The organism is Hymenobacter terrenus, from assembly GCF_000972495.1.
In the GTDB taxonomy this organism is placed as follows: domain Bacteria; phylum Bacteroidota; class Bacteroidia; order Cytophagales; family Hymenobacteraceae; genus Hymenobacter; species Hymenobacter terrenus.
Genome location: NZ_LATM01000001.1, coordinates 901,604 through 919,998, shown reverse-complemented (window position 1 = coordinate 919,998; position 18,395 = coordinate 901,604). Strand labels below are relative to the sequence as shown.

General features: G+C 62.5%; 11 protein-coding genes. 2 read left to right on the top strand and 9 right to left on the bottom strand.

Features of this window, described 5'->3' with window-relative positions; genetic code table 11:
- The first annotated feature begins 141 nt into the window (after nt 1–141).
- Entirely contained in the window at nt 142–2,751 is a 2,610-nt protein-coding gene (locus WX88_RS27170) for an IPT/TIG domain-containing protein (RefSeq protein ID WP_052732300.1), read from the top strand.
- A 122-nt stretch (nt 2,752–2,873) separates the two neighbouring features.
- Here WX88_RS27170 and WX88_RS03870 read toward each other — a convergent pair whose 3' ends face one another.
- The 7 genes from WX88_RS03870 to WX88_RS03835 form a co-directional block, all read right to left on the bottom strand.
- Nucleotides 2,874–5,567 (bottom strand): hypothetical protein, encoded by a 2,694-nt coding sequence (locus tag WX88_RS03870; protein WP_046242884.1) that lies wholly within the window; start codon nt 5,565–5,567, stop codon nt 2,874–2,876.
- Between the two features lie 132 nt (nt 5,568–5,699).
- Nucleotides 5,700–7,508, bottom strand: a complete 1,809-nt coding sequence (locus WX88_RS03865) for a hypothetical protein (protein WP_046242883.1) — start codon at nt 7,506–7,508, stop codon at nt 5,700–5,702.
- A gap of 4 nt (nt 7,509–7,512) precedes the next feature.
- The gene (locus tag WX88_RS03860; RefSeq protein ID WP_156175928.1) at nt 7,513–9,774 is read right to left on the bottom strand and encodes a hypothetical protein; all 2,262 of its coding nucleotides are present in this window, start codon (nt 9,772–9,774) and stop codon (nt 7,513–7,515) included.
- Nucleotides 9,771–11,423 (bottom strand): BatA domain-containing protein, encoded by a 1,653-nt coding sequence (locus WX88_RS03855; protein ID WP_052732299.1) that lies wholly within the window; start codon nt 11,421–11,423, stop codon nt 9,771–9,773. Before WX88_RS03855 ends, WX88_RS03860 begins: the two co-directional genes overlap by 4 nt.
- A 79-nt stretch (nt 11,424–11,502) precedes the next feature.
- Nucleotides 11,503–12,375 carry a DUF58 domain-containing protein gene (locus tag WX88_RS03845; protein ID WP_046242879.1) on the bottom strand — a complete coding sequence of 291 codons (873 nt, stop codon included), beginning with the start codon at nt 12,373–12,375 and terminating at the stop codon, nt 11,503–11,505.
- 76 nt (nt 12,376–12,451) lie between these two features.
- Nucleotides 12,452–13,429 carry an AAA family ATPase gene (locus WX88_RS03840; protein ID WP_046242878.1) on the bottom strand — a complete coding sequence of 326 codons (978 nt, stop codon included), beginning with the start codon at nt 13,427–13,429 and terminating at the stop codon, nt 12,452–12,454.
- A gap of 72 nt (nt 13,430–13,501) precedes the next feature.
- The gene (locus WX88_RS03835; RefSeq protein WP_046243144.1) at nt 13,502–14,125 is read right to left on the bottom strand and encodes a DUF4159 domain-containing protein; all 624 of its coding nucleotides are present in this window, start codon (nt 14,123–14,125) and stop codon (nt 13,502–13,504) included.
- A gap of 296 nt (nt 14,126–14,421) precedes the next feature.
- Here WX88_RS03835 and WX88_RS03830 point away from each other — a divergent pair, with 296 nt between their 5' ends.
- Complete coding sequence (locus WX88_RS03830) at nt 14,422–15,045, top strand: porin family protein (protein WP_046242877.1); 624 nt, start codon at nt 14,422–14,424, stop codon at nt 15,043–15,045.
- Nucleotides 15,046–15,118: 73 nt separating this feature from the next.
- Here WX88_RS03830 and WX88_RS03825 read toward each other — a convergent pair whose 3' ends face one another.
- Entirely contained in the window at nt 15,119–16,444 is a 1,326-nt protein-coding gene (locus WX88_RS03825; RefSeq protein ID WP_046242876.1) for a TldD/PmbA family protein, read from the bottom strand.
- 251 nt (nt 16,445–16,695) lie between these two features.
- Entirely contained in the window at nt 16,696–18,345 is a 1,650-nt protein-coding gene (locus WX88_RS03820; protein WP_046242875.1) for a TldD/PmbA family protein, read from the bottom strand.
- Between the last annotated feature and the right edge of the window lie 50 nt (nt 18,346–18,395).

Sequence of the window (18,395 nt, the reverse complement as noted above, 5' to 3'; positions counted from 1 at the left end):
GCATCATTAGGAGGATGAATTGGCGTTAATCTGAAAAGGACACATAGCCGTAACGTTCCCTGCCCAACCAGCAGCCCTATCTTTGAGCCGATTCTCTCACAACTCTTTTTCAACCATCTCCGCCCTCTTATCCTTCATTGTATGAAGCACTTTTTCACGACGAAACTGCTGGCTTGCCTGGCGGTATTGCTTTTGCTGTGGCCGTCGTTGGCCTCAGCAGCACCCTTCGCGCCTGGTAACCTGGTGGTAGTGCGCATCGGCGACGGCTCGGCTGCACTTACCAGTGCGGCGACGGCCACCTTCCTGCTCGAATACACTCCCGCCGGTGTGCTGGTGCAAACCATTGCCCTTCCCACGGCGGCTGCGGGTAGCAACAGCATCCTGACCAATACGGGTTCGTCGACCTCCGACGCTCTGCTGACCCGCTCAGCCGACGGCCGCTACCTGGTGCTCACCGGCTATGATGCCGCTGTAGGCACCACTTCCCTGACTAACACAACCGCGGCCACCAACAACCGCATCATTGGCCGCGTGGCCGCCGATGGTACCGTAGACACTAGTACCCGTCTTGGTGATGCCTTCAGCGGCAGCTCCACTACTGGCGTCAACATCCGCTCGGCGGCCACCGTCGACGGCACCAGCTTCTACGCCGTTGGCTCAAACTCCGGCGTGCGCTACGTGCCCTTCGGCAACAGCGGCACCGCCGCCACCACAGCCCTGAACACCGCCGTGCCGACCAATAACCGGGGTGTCAATATCTTCGGCGGCAATCTGTACGTCAGCTCCGCTTCGGGCGCTTTCCAGGGCATTAGCCAGGTAGGCACCGGCTTGCCCACCACAGGACCCCAAACCATTACCCAGCTAGCCGGCTTTCCTGCGGCAAGCGGCCCCCAGCCCTACGGCTTCTACTTTGCCGACCTAAGTGCCACCGTGCCAGGGGTCGACGTAGTTTACGTGGCCGATGACCGCATTAATGCCGATGGTGGCATCCAGAAATGGAGCCTGGTCGGCAGCACCTGGACCCTGAACGGCAACATTGCCAACAACTCCGCCACGGCTTTGCGCGGCCTCGATGGCGCCACCACCGGCAGCACGGTAGCGCTGGTAGCCAGCGGCACCGGCGGGTTGTACCTGGTTTCCGACAATGCCGGTTATAATGCTGCCCCCAGCACCACTACGCTCTCGGCGCCACTTGCCACCGCTGGTACCAACGGGGTTTTCCGAGGCGCGGCCTTTGCACCAGTAGCCGGCGTGACTACGCCCGCCCCCACCATCACTAGCTTCACGCCCACTAGCGGCGGCACTGGCGCCACCGTTACCATCACGGGAACCGACCTGACCGGTGCCACGGCCGTCACCCTGAATGGCGTGGCCATCACCGGCTTCGTCGTGGTCAATACCACCACCATCACTTTCATGGTGCCCGCCACCGCCGCCACTGGCCCCATTGCTGTGACCACGCCCGGCGGCACGGCCACCAGCACCGGTACGTTCACGTTCGTGCCGGCTGCTTCGACGCCCACCATCAGCAGCTTCGCACCTGCTAGTGGCCCAGTTGGTACCACCGTCACCGTCACGGGTACCAACTTCACCGGTGCCACCGGTGCTACGCTTAACGGACTGGCAGTAAATAATTTCACGGTAACGAGTGCCACAGCAGTAACGTTTGATGTGCCCACCGGCGCCACCAGCGGCCCCATTGCCGTGACCACGCCCAGCGGCACGGCCACCAGCAGCGCCAGCTTCACGGTGACGGTGCCCGTTGCGGCGCCTACCATTACGGGCTTCACGCCGACCCGGGCCCTTGCCGGCGTGGGCTTCACGCTCACCGTTAACGGCACCAACCTCGTGGCCGGCACCACCATCAGCTTCAACGGGGCTACCTACCCCGGCACGGTAGTGGGTACGTCGGGCACGAGCCTCACGGTGGTGATTCCCGCCAGCGGCGTGCCCGTAGCCGGCAGCTACCCCATCACGGCCACCAATGGTGGTGGTACATCGGCGGCGCTTTCCTTCCTGGTGGTGGCCCCGGCTACTACTGTGGCTTTCGAAGACTTCGAGCAGGGCACCAAGGGGGCCTACGCCACTGGCACTGTGACCCTACGTAGCGGCGACTGGACATTCACCGACGCTTTGTTGGGCAGCCAGTTCAACGACCGGGTGAATCAGATTCAGGCGGCCCGCATTCGCGGGGGCTCCATTGCTATGAACTTCGACAAGCCCAACGGCGCCGGGGTCATCACCCTGAATGCTGCCCTCTACGGTACCGACGCTACGGCTTCGTTCGTGCTGGAAATATCAGGCGACGGCGGTGCTACCTATACCACCGTGCCCGGTGCCCCGGCTGCCCTCACTACCACGCTCACGCCCTACAGCTTCACAGTGAACCGCCCCGGCAACGTGCGCCTGCGCATCAGCAGCACCAACACCACGTCGGGCTCCAACCCCCGCATCAACATTGATGATATCAACATCACCAGCTTCGTAGCCACGGGTACGCTGGCCAGCCAGGCTCTGCCCGGCCTCACCGTATTCCCGAACCCGGCCACCGACCGCATCACCGTAGCCCTGCCCACGGTTGGCGCTGCCACGGTAGCCCTGCGCGACCTGACTGGCCGCCTGGTGCTGGCCCCCGCTGTCCTCGGTGCCGACCAGCAGCTGCGCCTGCCAACCAGCGTGGTATCTGGGGTCTACTTCCTCGAAGTACGCCAAGGCGGAGCAACCGCCGTGCGCCGCGTCGAGAAGAAATAAGCAGGATTCAGCAGAAATAGCCAGTCATGAGCTGGCATTGCCGCAACCAAAAAAGCCCTCGCAATTGCGGGGGCTTTTTTATTGACCACTACCCTGGACCAGTGAAAACTCCCCGAAGTAATTTACATGTTAGTAACGGGTGGGCGGTAGAATACGGATGCGGCGGTCCATTTCCACTGCTCGTTTTCGAAGGTGAAGGTGAGGCCGGCTTTTTGTAGCTGGTTGCCATAGCTGCGCAATTCGCGCTCGTTTTCGGCGGTGAGCTCCGCGCCTTTTTGCAGCAGCTCCCGGGTGCTTTCGAGCACGGGGCCCAGGGCATTGGCGCCGGTGCGGAGCCGGCTGTTATCCAGTAGCTGGAGCAGGGGCGTGAGGCCGCGTAGGTAAACTTCGTCATGCTCGCGGCGCGTCAGGTTGGACAGCGCGTCGAGGTGCAGGTGCTGAACTTTGAGCGGAAACACGGTCATTTCGCTCAGCTGCACCAAGTCTTCGTTCAGAAAAGCTGGGCGGAACCGCCCCCAGAATTCCCGGAAGGCTGGTACCCGGCGCCGGCGGTAAAGGTAGGTGTGCGCCATAGCCTGCCGGACCGCGTCGGTGGACAGGAGCAGCAGCTCCAGCCGCACGCGCTCATCATCAGATAAGGCTTCTACCACACGCTCGTCGTCGAACAGCCGTTTGGTCCATTCCGTGATGGCTGGCTCATTTAGGAACAGGCGGTCGAGCTGCGCCAAGTGCGGTGCCGCGTGGGCGCGGTGAGGTTCGAGGAGCGCGCGGGCACCCTCGAGGTAGCCGCGCACCTCCTCGGCTTGGCTGAGCAGCTGGCCCAGGTAGGAAGTGTCCGCTTTGCCCCCCAAGGCCAGGCCCCAGTGGCCCACCAACTGCTCGGCCTGCTCACGGAGCTGGGGCAGTGTGGCCAGGTTGCGTTCGGCCACGCGGTCGAGCAAGGCCTTGTTTTCGAATAAATTATTGACCAATATCAGGTTGGCTTGGCGAGTGCCGTCCAGGCCAGCGTCGCTCAGTGCGAAGGGAGGCAGCAGGTTGTGAATATTGCTCAGGGTTTCGGCAATGGCTGCGTCGAGGGTCAGGCGGTAGGCCAGCACGCTACCCTCCAAAAATTCCTTGGGGTTCTGCTGCCAGTAGCTCAGCAGCCGCTCGACGTTGTGGCCCAGCTTGCGCAGCTTCTCGCGGTCCGCTTCGTGCACGCGGGTCAGTGCCGCCTGGTCGTTGGTCAGCACGCGCAAGCCGCCCAGCGAGCGCAGCAGCGGCTCATACTCGCTGGCGTCGTAGTCGGTGCCAAGGACTTCGGCCAGGGGCGCGAGGTAGTAGGCGCCCTCGTTGCTGCCGTCGTCGAGGCGGGCCCACACTTGCTCGGCCACGCGCAGCTTTTCAACCAACAACGTTTTTTCAAATTCCTGCTTGTAATCAGTGTCGCGCACCAGGAGGCGGGTCAGGTAGAGCAGGCCTTCCAGGAAGGCGTCGCTCAGCTCAACGATGGCGTTGAGCAGGGTTGCGTCGTTGGCCAGCTTTATCACCACCTGGCCGTGTTGGGCGGGCGTGAGGGTTGGGTCGGCCAGCCGCAGGTAGTACTGCTCGGCCGGGCCGGGCACTTCGGCCAGCAATTCCAGCAGCTGGTTGACAATGGTGCGGTCGACCTCGCCTACTTTCCCAGCAGCGATCAGGTACGAATCGGCCAGTTGCGGCACCAGGTCGGGAGCCCAGCCGGTGAGGGCCGCCGTAAGTGCCTGCTCAAAATCCTGCAACACGGCCGGGCCCAGCTCCACCACAAGGTCGATTTGCTTGGGTCGGTAGGCCAACGCCACCAGGTTGTTAGCCGAGTAGAGGTACTCGGCCATTTTCTCGGGCCAGGGCTTTTTGCCGGCCTGTTTGCGGGCCTTGCTCAGGATGCGCTGCACCTGATCAAGGGCGGGCTGAATAGTCTGGTAGCGCTTGATGTAGGCTTGCAGGGCCTCGGGCCGGGCGTGGTACGCAGGATTGGGCAAAGCATTCAGCCGTTCCACAAACGCGAGCATGAGGTTCAGCTGCGGACGCGAAAACCGGAATACGCCAGCTATCAGCCGGTTGTCTTCGCTCAAGACCTGGGCTATGCTTCGCAGTAGCTGCCGGCTCCCAAGAATTTCCTGGTAGAGCGGGCGCTCGGCAGGAGGCGTAGTGAAGTCATCCACCAGCTTTTGCAGTAGCTCCCGGGTGTGGAAGCGAATGAGCTGGGCGCGCCGCACCGCCAGAAAGTACGACGATTCCAGCGCTCCCGCGATGCCCCATTCAGCGGCCGTATCCACTACGGTTTCGAGCCGGGACCAGTCTTCAAATCGAAAGCTCTGGAGCAGCTCGTCGTCGTTGAGCAACTGCGTCACGCTGGCCTGCGAGAGCTGTCGGCAGGTGTTGAGGGCCGTTATATAAAGCTGAGGTGGGTCGTTGGCCTGCTGAATGAGGCGGCGCACGGCGGCCTGGTGCTGGCTGGCCCCGTTGCGCAGCAGAAAGTGCAGGGCGCTGGTGGGCAAGCTCACGGCCCGAATTTTATCAGTGAACACAATCTGGCTGAAGAACCGCGTTAGAGCCGCTGATTTCAAGCTGCCGTAGGCCAGAATGGTGCAGATGGTGTCGAAGACCACCAAGTCGTTTTCGTTAGCCAGGTAGCGGGTCAACTCCTCCACATCGGTTTCCTCCACGCCGGCGGCGAGGGCACTGGCGAGGTCGGCATAGCCCTGGTGGTAGTCGGCCTCGCGATGTTCACGGAACACGTCGAGGGCGCGCTGGAGTTGTTTCTGGGCGGGAGAGGCGAAAAGGTTTCTCAGACTCATACAAAAGCTACGGGCGAGCAGTGCCGAGGTTATTACCGGTTGTCACGGGCATGCGGCTGCTAGGATAAAAAGGACCTACGAACATACTACAGCTTCCTGGTCCGCGCTCAACATGGCTGTGGTCCGGGACTTTTAAAGCTTCTCTTCCAGCCACAAATACCCCGCGGCCAGCAGAAATAGTGCAAAAAACCAGCCCGCCGGCCACGGCTCCAGCACCGCAGCCGTGGCGCTGGGCCCTGGAGTAGCAGTTTCGGGCCGTTGTGCTAGGGCCTGCTGCCGCTCGTGTAACTCCGGCCCCCGCCACGCCGAGTTTGGAAAAACGTAGAAACTATGAGCTGCCGAGCCGGGCCCCCGCACCTCGTGCCACCCCGCCACGTGAGGCCAGAATTGACCGGTACTCCACTCGGGCAAGCGGGTATCCTGACGCAGCGCCAGGCGGATGGGCGGGCCCTGCGCGAGGGTGCGCACGGTGGGCAACTGGCGGGGAAAAGCAGCGCTGAGCTGCAGCGTGAGCGGCTGTTCGGGCCGGGGCCACCGCGCCGCTACCCGCCAGACTGCTGCGGCCTGGGCCGGGGGCAAGGCCGCCGTTAGCAGCCGGTTCCAGAAGGACGCGTATACCAGCGTGTGCCCCTGCAACGCCCACTGAAAAGTAGCGGGTACCACCGACACTACCACAAAACCGAGCCCCAGGCGTCGGCTGGCAGTCAGCAGTGCTTGGTTCGGCCCCGTGACTACCGCCCGTAGCACTGGGGCCGGGCGCAGTTGGGCCGGGAGGACGGTCCGGGCCTCAGCCGGCGCATCGGGCCAGGTGAGGGCTTGTGGCACCGTCGGCGCGGCGGTTCGGGGCTGCACCGCAAAGTCGGCGTGGGCGGGGGTGGCCCGGGGCAGTGGGGCGGCATCGGCCAGGACCAGCAAGCCCAACCGGCCGGCACTGATGGCCGTGCGCACGGCCTGGGCTTCGGCTCCCGAGAGCGCAGCCAAGGTCGGCGCATCGGCGATTAGCACGGCGTAATGCGCTAGCAGACCAGGCGTGAGGCGGTCCAGTGTCAGCGCCGGCTGGTTCACAAAATCAGTTTGCACCAATCCTCGGCTCACAGTGGTGCGTAGAGCCACCGGGTAATGCGCTTCGGCAAGGTGGTTTTTAAGAAACTTGAATTCGAACGAGGGCGAGGCGGTAAGCAGCAGCACGGCTGGCCGCGTTGGAGTGGTTATCTCCACCGGGACCGGCTCGCTGGCCAGCGGTTGCCCCGCCCGCCGCAAAAGCAGCTCATAAAGCGCCAGCCCCGCTGTTTTGGGCTGATAGTGCAGCTGGAACGCTCCTCCGCTCGCTGGCACGCGCACCGAATCGCGGATGGCGCCCGCGGCGCGCAGGCACACCCAGCCGGGCGCACCGCTCGGCAAGCCGGCTACCGTTCCCTCCACCCGCAGTACTTCGCCCAAGGCTAATTTCTGGTTCCACAAGGCTGTACGAAAGCCCATAAAACCCGGGCCAGCGTGCCACTGAACTGGCACCGTACCCAAGGCCGGCAGCTCGGCAGCAGGTAAGCCCTGGCCGAGGATATGCAGGTGGCGCAGGGCGGGCTGCTGCTCGGCCAGAGTGAGTAAGCTACGGAGTGGGCGGGCTCCCCTGGGCTTGGTCGCGGCGCCATAGTGCCACACCGCTGTGCCCGCGCCCAGCCGCCGCAACAGCTGCCGGAGCGTATCGGGCTGGTAGCCGTCGGTGAGTAGAATAGCCTCGGTACGGGCCGCTGGCAGGTGGCGTAGCGGCGGGAAGACCGTTAGCCACAGCGCCCCGACCGCGCTGGCGCTGGCCACCACCCGCACCCACCGCTGTCGCTGACGCGGCCGTTGCCAGGCCATGACCATCAGCCCAAGGGCCAGCAGCAGGCAGAAGCCCAGCAGGGCATAGTAAATGCCAGGATTATAAGAATTAATGAACAACTTTCTAACGGCTTAACTCTTGAAAATAGCGCCGGGCCAGCCGGTCGGGCGCGGGCTCCGAAACCGGCGTTGGTGGGGGAGTGGCCAACAAATCGGTGAGGGCGTGCTCCACGGGCGGGCGGCATTCGGCACAGGGGGCGCGGCCGGCGCGCACGTCGCTCACCAGCTGCCGCAGGGCCCGCAACGCCGGCAGATATAGCCCCGGCCGCTGCAAGGCCGCGCCCGCCAGCACCGAGCCCGCTTGTTCGAGCAGGCGCGCATCGGCAGGGTTGGCGCGATAGGCGGTGCTAGTTGTTGACAACCAGCGCAAAGCTGCCCGCACGGCCGGCTGAGTAGCGGGAGCTGGCAGCATTTGCTGGCGGTGCGGCGCGGTGGCTCCGGCCAGCTCGCCGGTAAGGCGCAGGGTGGCCTCGGGCAGGGGTGGGGGCACAAACCCGGCCTTTTTCACGAAGGCCCGGGTTTGCTGTTGCACCTGTTTCAGCAGTCGCAGGGCCCGGTATTCGAAGGGACGGGCTGCCGCGAGCTGACCGGTGCGCAGCCGTAGTTCAGCGGCCCACATCTGGTCGAGCACGGCGCGCAGCTTGGCTTTCACGGCGGGTTCCAGGAAGTCGGCGGTTTCAGCATCGTCATGCCGATGGATGTAGGGCTCCATTAGCGCGTCGGTTTCGGCGGTCGGCGAGGCGTTGGCGCCGGTGGGCCGGGCGGCGTGGTCGTGGTGCTCTTCGTGTTCTTCGCCGGCTTCGGCGGTGGGCGCGGGGTGGTCGGCGTCCTCGTCCTCGGCGATGGGTGAGTGCGGGGCTTCGGCGCCCATGCCCGGCTCAGCTTCCTCCCCCATAAACTTGCCGTAGCGCAGGCGCAGCGTTTGCTGGTCCAAGCCGAGGGCGTTGGCGCGGCTGGTCACGGTGGCGGCATCGAGCCGGGGCTTTTCGGCCAGGAGCTTTTCGGTATCGATAATAATTTGCCGTTGGCTGCGGAAGTAGGCGGGGGCCACTTTAACACCCATGCCCATGTCCGAAGGGCTGTCGGCCACGGCCGTGTCCTGCCACTGCACGAGGTATGCATCGGTGCGCGACGTGTGGCCGGCATTGTCACGGGCCATGATGTAGAAATACAGCTCGTCGCCGTAAGTCAGGCCCAGCTTGGGTAGGTTGAGCTGGTTGCGAAGACTGGTTTGCACCGGCTGCCCACCCAGGCCTGCGCTCAGGTCGCGCCGCACTTCCCGAAACTTCACCGCTTCGCCCTGGCCCTGCGCCACGGTGATGACCAGTTCGGCCCGGCTCAGGCCGTAGTCGTCGCGCATGGTAGCGCGTATCGGCACCTCGGGCTGCTGGCCAATGGCAGCCACCAGAGTGTAAGCCTTGGGCGTTTGAATGCGCACGACCGGCGCTTGGTCGGCGCGCACATCAATGGCGTAATCATCGGAAACCGTGCCGGCAAAGCGCAGCCGGTAGAGCGTGGAAGCCTTCAGGATTTGCTCAGTAAAGAACCAGCCGGGCTTGCCCGCTACCGGCTGCAAGCGCCGCCGCTGCCGGCCCAGCTCTAGTTCGGGCGCTGCCCGGGCTGTTCTGGTCACGCGCACCAGCCACCGCACCCGGGCCCCTTCAGCACACTGAAATGATGCCTGAGTGGGCGCAAAAGCCGACTGCCGCGTATAGGCCGGTGGCGTCACAAGCAACTGGGTTTCTGCAATCCGGGCGGGCATTGGGCCTGGCGCGGCAGGTTTGCCAACATCAGAAAAATGAACCGCTATGCCAGCAGGTTTGTGGGGGCTTTGAACTGGGGGCAACCACCACAGCACGGCACTGCCCACGAGAAGTAAACCCGTCACCAGCCCGGCCTGCCGGAAAGACACTGGCAACGACAAGGCCTTGGCCGCTTGCAACTCGTGTAGCCGCCGCGCCACCCGCTGCTGTTGCAGTTGCTCCAAGACGTTTAGCTCCTCCGCATTGCGCAGCACCAGCCCCGTGCTATCCTCCAGCGCCGGGAATTGCCGGTCGAGCCTGGCCACGATGGGCGCCGGCCGCAGTTTCCGCAACGGCCAAAGCAGTGCCCCAATCACCAGCAGGCCCAGCCCTGCACTGGTAATCAGCCACCCTTGAGCCGCTGGCCATTGCCGACCCAGCAACGCCAGTAGCAACGCACCGGCCGTCGCGGGTAGTAAGACGGCCGCCGCCCGCCGCCCCGCATAGTGGTGTTTCACCGCCCGCAGTAGCTGCCGGGCTTGGGCCAAATCTCGCGTTTGAGCTAAAGCAACTGGCTGACTCATGAGATTGCAGACGAAATACGGGCTTCCCGCCGACGGGCCAGCAAACGTTCGAGACAAAAGAGCACACCCGCTACCAGCACCAGCCAGGGCCGCAAGTCAGTCAGCCGGAAGGCAGGTGGCGTGGCGCTGGCAACTGCTTTGGCTGAGCTTCGACCTACTGCCAAATTACTGCCCGTTTGTAGCTGAGCCGGGTCAAGAGCCCGCTGGTCGTAAGAGGCCAAGGCTTGGTCAAGAGGAGTTGCTGGTGGTGCCGCAGCATTGGTCAACTCAGGCTGAAGCAGCGTCAACAATCGGGCCGGCAAGGCGGGGCTGTCGGCCAACTCGCTCCAGGCAGAATTCAGGCGGGTATGCAACTGATAGAAAGCTCCCTGGCCCAGCCCGCGCCGGGTAAGTACGGCCCGGCCCAGTCCGTCAGCCCAAAGCGTAAAGCCGGCCGCAGTGGCCACCGAATCCTGCTGCCGCGGGCTCCGGCGAAGCACTGTGACCGATGTTTCGGCCGCAGCATCCAGCGTCAAAGTGGCTTTCGTGGCCACGCCCGGCCCAATCGCCTCCTGCCACACGTGCGTGCCTTTGGTTACCGCGCCGCGCCATTCCGCAGGCAGCGGCGCATCCGTCAGCCAAAACAGCCAGTCGGGCGAAGTAGCCGGATTTGGCGGCGTGGCAGTGGCGCTCAAGGCCAACGGCACTGGCAAACCCACGGCTGCCGCCCGCAACGCCGCCTGCAGATAGCGGGCATCAGCCGCGTATTCAGCCGTTGAGTAAATAACGATACGCAAAGGCTGGGTGCGTATTGGCACGGGTAGTAACGCTTCCGCAGCCGAGTCTGGGGAGATGCTGATTGGTTGAAGTCGCGGGTTGTCAGCTGCTGTTTCGTAGCGCAATGCGGGCAGCCCGGCTATCCGTAACAGCGCGCCGGTTCTGGGCTGCGCCACCGATACCAGCCGAAAGGCCGTCTGTGCGGCGGTGCTCCGACCTAGCAACAGGCGCAGGCTGTCCGCTCGAAAAGCAGCGGCCTGCAACCACATTTCCGGAGCGGCCGCTGGCAGGACCTGCCATTTAACGTTGCTCGGCAAGGGAGTGTGAGAACCCTGAAATTGCCGCAGCGCAGCTGACGTTATAACCCGCAGAGGCTGCCCCGGAAACAAGCCCACCGCTTGCCACACCCGCGCCCAGCGGAAACTACGGGCTGCCTGCTCCGTTGCCAACAGCAGGCGTGCACTGTCTCGCGGTCCCACCGCATTAGCCCGCCAGGCCGCGCCCGATACTTTCGGAAAGCCGGCCACCAGCCACCGCAGCGCAAACCCCCGGCGTCGCAGCGAGTCGATGGTGGGCCGAAGCGCAGCGAAAGCAGGCGTGCCCACCACCTCGGGGCTCAGCAGCACTTGCCCCCGGCTGGCCGGCAACGCCCGCCGCCACACCGGGCCCGCCACCGCCACGGCCAACACCGCTAGCAAAGCCGCGCGCAGCAGCAGCAACCATAGCTGCTCGGCCTTCAGATTACGCAGCCGCCGGTTGGCCCCGGCCGCCAGCCAGCGCAGGCTGCCCACGGCTACCTCACGGCCCGGCCGGCGGTTCCAGAGGTGAATGGCCACCGGCACCAAAAGTCCCAGCAGAGCCAGTAATGCGGATGGGTTCAGGAGCGTGAGCAATTGATAATTAGCTGGTTGTAATCGGGTTGAGAAGCGGGTAATAACTGAAGCTCGAAGTCAATCAAAAGTGTTAACCATCTCACCTACTCACCCGGCGCCGTAGAAACTCGCGCATGGCTTGGTCCAACGGTTCAGCGGTGTTCAGCAGGTGATAGTCGAAGCCCTGGCGACGAGCGGTTTGAGCGGTATCGCGCAGCCACTGTTGCAGCTGCTGCTGGTAGGAGTGGCGTTGTTGGTCAGCGTCGATTTGCAGGACCTGGTCGGTTTCCAGGTCCCGGAAGGTGACTGCCCCCTGGTAGCTGAACTCTAGCTCGTTGTGCGCGGCCAAATGCAGTAGTAATACGTCGCCGCTCACTGCCCGCAGGCGGGTAAGCAGGGTGTTAATTTCGGATTCTTCTTCGTACAAATCGCTCACACACACGGTGAGGGCGCGCTGCCGCCGGGCGGTGAGGGGGGCCAGCGTAGCCGCGTCGGGGAAGCGCCCGGCGCCTTCAGCCGTTGCAAGGGCGTGGTAGAGGCGAGGCAGCTGGCGGGCATCGGCGTGGGCGGGCAGGTGGCGGAGGCCAGCGGGGCTGAGAATGGTTAACCCCACAGCATCGCCTTGCCGGTGAGCCAGGTAGGCCAGCGCCGCCAGCAGCAGCCGGGCGTAGTCGAGCTTGGTGAGGCCGTTGTCGTCGCGGTGGTTCATGCTGGCACTGGCATCGAGCAGCAAGTGCACGGTCAGGCTGGTGTCCACTTCCGATTCACGCAGATAGTAGCGGTCCGAGCGGGCAGCCAGACGCCAATCGAGGCGGCGCAGGTCATCGCCGGGCTGGTAGGGGCGGTACTGGCTGAACTCCATGCCGGCCCCGTGCCGCCGGCTGGCGTGCGCGCCATTCAGGAAGCCCTCGGCCGCTTGCCGGGCGGCCAGGGACAGGTTGCGCAGACCATGAAGGAGTTTAGGAGAAAGCATGAAGTAGCGCGGACTTTCAGTCCGCGAATTGAATGATGAATGAGGCGGTCACACCCGCACGGACTGAAAATCCACGCTACACGGCCACCGCTTTTAACAATTCCATCACCGCGTCATCCGCCGTCAGATTTTCGGCTTCCGCATTGAAATTCAGCAGCACCCGGTGCCGCAGCACTGGCGGGGCCAGCGCGCGGATATCTTCCAGCGTGGCGGCAAAGCGGCCGTGCAGCAAGGCCCGCGCTTTGGCACAAAGAATGAGCGCCTGCCCCGCCCGGGGCCCCGCGCCCCAGCGTCCGTAATCCTTAATAAACGGCACTTCCGATGTGCCGGGACGGGTGGCGCGCACCAGCCGGTTCACAAAGTCCAGCAGCTCCGGGCTGAGGCTGACCTGGCGCACCAGCATCTGCAGCGCCCGAATGTCGGCGCCGCCCAGCACGGGCTGCACCGCCTGGCTGGCCGTGCCGGTAGTGCCGCGCAGCACCGCCAGTTCCTCGGCCGCCGTGGGGTAGCCGATGCGCACGTACAGCAGAAACCGGTCGAGCTGGGCCTCGGGCAGCGGGTAGGTGCCCGATTGCTCGATGGGGTTTTGGGTGGCTAGCAGGAAAAAAGGTTTTGGTAGCGCGTGCTCGGTGCCGGCGTAGGTGACGTGGCCTTCCTGCATGGCTTCGAGCAAAGCGGCCTGGGTTTTGGGCGGCGTCCGGTTGATTTCGTCGGCCAGCACGAGGCTGGCGAAAATAGGTCCTGGATTAAACTTGAAGGAGCGGCGGCCGGTGCCGTGGTCCTCCTCCAATACCTCGGTGCCGAGGATGTCGGTCGGCATCAAATCGGGCGTGAACTGAATGCGGCGAAAAGGCAGGTCCGTAGCGGCGGACAAGGTGCGCACCAGCAGGGTCTTAGCCAGCCCAGGCACGCCTTCCAGCAGGGCGTGGCCGCCAGCCAGCAGCGCCACCAACACCTCATCCAGCACAGTTTCCTGCCCCACGATTACCTTGGCGATTTCGGCTTTGAGGACCGGCAGCTTGGCCAGTAAAGTGTTTATTTCTTGTTCAGTCATAGGTTGGTACTTGGTGCTTGGTGCCCGGTGGTTAGTGCTGACATCATAACGACCCAAGCACGAGGCTCCATGTCAGGTCAGTGCGTAGAGCAGAATATTGATGCCAAACTTGGTGTTATCCTCGGCCAGAAAGCGCTTGTTGCGGAAGTCGTAATCCCATTCGCAGCCGTAGTCTTTGTTGGAGTAGAGCACGCCGATGCGGCCTTTTATTTCGATGGCTTTGAGGTAGTCGTGCACCAGGTCGTCGCCCCAGCCATTCAGCTCGAAGCCAGTGTTGGGCGGGCCGTCCTCGAAGGTGAAAAACTGGGAGTAAATCGGGTGGGTTTTGGGGATTTTCTTCAGCATGCCGGCGCCGAAGCACTGGCGCATCTGCTCCTCGAAGGAGCGGGCGAAAAGGCCGTCGATGTCGTGGTTGCAGTCGTCGACAAACACGAAGCCCCCGTTACGCACGTACTGGGTAAAATTCTGCTTCTCAGCGGCTGAGAATTGCACCAGCCGGTGCCCCGACAAGTAACAGAAGGGGTAATTGAACAGCTCCGGGCTGTCGAGCGCAACCACTTTTTCCTTGGGGTCGATGGGGACACTCGTGTACTGCACCAGCGAGTGGAGCAAGTTGGCCGGCATGCGCTCATCCACCGCATCCCAGTCGCCGGAGTGGTATTTCAGGCGCACGAATGTGAAAGGGGCAGCAGGCACAAATGAAAGAGTAGACAAGTAAAAAAAGATGGATTCGTCAGCAGAATACATTTTTTGTATTTGCGCTGGAAATAAATGAATTGCTCTGTTCGTTAAGGCACGGTTATCAGGCCAGATTGTCAATTAAAGATATTATGTATGGCTAAACCGCAACTTTTAACCGGCAACCTGCCGTAAGCAGCCCGGCCGCTCGTGGATGAACCGCTTGCACCGTAGAAAAACGGCTCATCTGTAGCAATTGAGCTTGAACCTAATAACCACCAGTATTTTTTTACCGCCACACTTTTTTCCATACTATGAAAAGGACCCTGATTGTCGTTTTGCTGAGCTTGTTTTTTGTTCCCCTCGCCCAAGCCCAGCTAGGAGTGAAAGCAGGCCTGAACGTGGCGGAGCTGTCCGGTCGCGAAGGTGAAAGCTCTTCATACAAAGCATTTTATCATATTGGTGCGTTCTATCAGGCTAATCTGCTGGGCCCAATTTCCATTCAGCCTGAGGTGCAATATTCCGTGCAGGGTGGCAAGCTGAAATCAGCCTTCACCAACTACGATACCCAACTACATTACCTTACGGTACCCATCCTGGCTAAGGTCAGTCTGGGGCCGGTATTCGTGGAGGCCGGGCCGCAATTTGGCTTGCTGCTGACGGCCAGCGAATCCGGTAAGGTGCAAGTAGACCTCGCTCCCGACGGCGCGCCGGCTTACGGCAACGTGTCGCGCCCAGCCACCGGTAGCTTCAAGCGCGGCGACTTCAGCGTAGTGGGGGGCGTTGGTGTTAACCTTGCTGCTGGCTTCTCGTTGGGTGCTCGTCTGGTGGCCGGGCTCAACGATGTTAGTGACGTCAAAAACCTCTCCGGCATCAACGACCCGCGCCTACAAAACCGTGTATTCCAGTTCTACGGCGCCTTCCAGTTGGGTCGATAGCAATTGGTTGACGCAGTAGTGAGGCGACAGAGGAAAGCAGCCTGCTACCCCATCGCCTCACTACTGCTCCAATCTATATGGCGTCCGACAGGCTCGTGAAGGTGAAGTCGCGGATTTTCAGTGGCGGCACCAGACAGCCGGCCAGGCGTTGGGGCCGGCCGATGGCCTCAATGTTGTTGAGCATAATGATGGGGCTTTCGTTGAAGCGCAGGTTTTTAATGGGGAATTTGATTTTCCCATTCTCGATGTAAAACGTGCCATCGCGCGTGAGCCCGGTGTAGAGCAGCGTCTGTGGGTCGACCTCACGGATGTACCACAGGCGCGTCACCAAAATGCCTTTGGCGGTGCTTTTGATGAGGTCGGCGGTACTCTGGGTGCCGCCTGTCATGATGAAGCCGCTGGGGAAAGCCGTCGCAGCCACCTTGTTCTTCTCGGCCCAGAAGCGCGAATAGTACAGGTTTTTCACCACGCCTTTTTCAATCCAGTTGATGCGCCTGGTGGGCAGGCCGTCGCCGTCGAAGGCATTGCCGGGTACCTCGACGTTCATGGGGTCAGAATACATATTAACGCGCTCATCGAAGAGCTTTTCGCCCTTGCGGTTACCGCCGCCCTTCTTGGTGAGGAAGCTGCGGCCCTCGTCGGCCGAGCGGGCGTCGAAGCCGTAGAGCAGGCCACCGAGCAGCGAAAGGTCACCGCCATCCATCAGCGAGGCCGGCTCCAGAATAACCGTGTACTTGCCTGGCTCAATGGCCTTGGCATTCACCGAGCCCAGCGCCTTGTCGGCGGCGCGTTGGGTGAGGGCCTTGGCGTTGAGCTTGGCCGGGTCCGTCACGTCGGCAATGGCGTAGCCCGAGCCCCGGCCATCCGCCGTGCGCACCGTCACCGAAAAGTCAGTACTGGTCGATTGCTGGTAGGCTTCGAGGCCCTTGGAATTGCGCAGGGCCTCAAACCGGGTGCCCCCGTCGAGGAAGCCAGCGGCGGTGAGGTTTTTGGCCGCGCACAAGGTTATGCTGTCGGCCGCGGCCTGCGCGCGGGTGGTGGCCGTGAGCAGGGTAGTAGCTGCCGAAGGCGGGCTCAGGTAAGTCTGGGGCCCGAGCAGGGGTACGTACTCGGGGCTTTCGGGGGCGAGCTTGGCAATTTCCTCGGCCCGCTGCACGCAGCGGCGCAGGGTCGCGTCGTCAAATTCGTTGCAGGTAGCAATGCCACTGCGCTTGCCGAAGCGCGACTCTACGGTCAGCGACACGGTATCGGCGGCGCCAGCCGTGCTCACGCTGTTGCGGGCGTAGCGAATATTGCCCGTGGTGCGCCCGCTGAGGGAAACTGCGCACTCATCGGCGGTGCTATAGCTGAGCACCTTTTTAAGTAAAGTCTGGGCTTCGTCTTTGGAAAGAATGGCCATGATTAGTTGGTGAGTTAGGAGAAGAAAAGGAGCAAAACTCCCCTCCTTACCAAGGAGGGGATGTGAGAGCCGCAGGCTCGGACGGGAGTGGTGCCACGGGAGGGAATTCGTTGAACGACTCGCGCCAAGTGGAGCTAATGCTTCACTATGAGTTGGTCAAACTCGTTCGGATGTCGCTCAACGAGTTCAACCACCCCAGTTTCCGCGTAGCGGAAACGTCCCCTCCTCGGCTGAGGAGGGGAGTGGTCGTTCTACACCTTCCGGGCGGTGTTAATGACATTCACGCCATTAAACCGCGTCGTGGCTGAGCCGTGGCTCACCGACGACACCTGGGAGGGTTGGCCTTTTCCGTCGAAAAAAGTGCCGTAGAGGCGGTAATCCGACTGGTCGCAGCTACCCGCGCAGGCTCCCCAAAACTCCTGGGTGTTCGACTGATACGCCACGTCTTCCAACGGCTCCGTGATTTTGCCCTTCTCGATGGCAAAGAACAGCTGCCCGCCAAACTGGAAGTTATACCGCTGCTGGTCAATGGAGAACGAGCCGGCTCCGGCAATGTAAATGCCTTTGTCAACCTTGCTCACCATCTCATCCACACTCATTTTGGCCGTGCCGGGGCGCAGGCTCACGTTGGGCATGCGCTGAAACTGCACGTCCTCCCACGACTGCGCGTAGCAGCAGCCGTCCGATTCCTTCTGGCCCACGATGTGCGCCTGGTCGCGGATTTTCTGGTAGTTTACCAGCTTGCCTTCCTTGATGAGGTCCCACTCGCGGGTTTTCACGCCCTCGTCGTCGTAGCCCACCGCGCCCACCGAGCCGGGTTGTAGCTTGTCGGCCACGATGTTGACTGATTTTGAGCCGTAGGGAAGGTTTTTAGCCTTCCATTCCAGCGTGGCGAAGCTGGTGCCGGCGAAGTTGGCCTCGTAGCCTAGCACCCGGTCCAACTCAGTGGGGTGGCCTACTGATTCGTGGATGGTTAGTCCCAAATGGCCGGGGTCGAGCACGAGGTCGTATTTGCCGGGCGTGACGGACTTCATGCTCAGCTTTGCTTTGGCTTGCTTGCCGGCCAGGGCGGCGTCGGCCAGGATGTCGTAGCGCAGTTTGTAGCCCACAGTATTGGTGCCCTGGGGGCCGGCTATTTGCTCGGCCGCGCTCGGTGTGAGGTATTCAAAGCCCAAGCCCACTGGCGAGCTTAGCGACCCTCGCGAGCGAAACTTGCCCGACTTCGTATCCACGGCCGTCGCGCTGAAAGTGGGCCACAGCCGGTGCACATCCTGGTCGATATAGGAGCCGTCGGTGCTGGCAAAGTACTTCTGCTCATTTACTTGGAACAGCGCCGAATTAATATAGCTGGCACCGTTATCAAGTGCAGCAGCGTTGGCAGCCAGTAGCAAATCCACTTTCTGCTTCACTGGTACTTCGAAGGCGCCTTGCTGAATGGGCGTTTTCCAGCTCACTTCGCCGTAGCCGCTTTGCGGGGCCAGCTGCACGGGCTCCTTCTGCACCAAGCGGTTGGCTTTGGCAATGTCGACGGCCACGCGGGCGGTGGCGGCCAGGCTGTCTTCGGTTACCACGCTGGTCGAGGCGAAGCCCCAGCAACCATTCACCAGCACTCGGATACCTACGCCGTAACTCTCCGTGCTCACGATGTTTTGCACCTGCTTCTCGCGGGTAAACACGTATTGGTTGAGGTAGCGGCCGATGCGCACGTCGGCGTAGCTGGCTCCAGCGGTTTTGGCCGCGTTCAGGGCTGCATCAGCTAGGCGCTTTTTCACGATGACATCGGCGCCTGGCTCCAGCAGACGGGCGGGGTCTACTGCGGTGTGGCCGAAGCCGGGCAGGCTTGGCAAAAACAAGGCCCCGGCCGCTAAGCTGGTCAGCCCCACAAAGTCGCGTCTTTTCATAAGATGCAGGAAAAAAGGTGGTGAAGTAGCGTGGACTCTGCGAGTCCGCG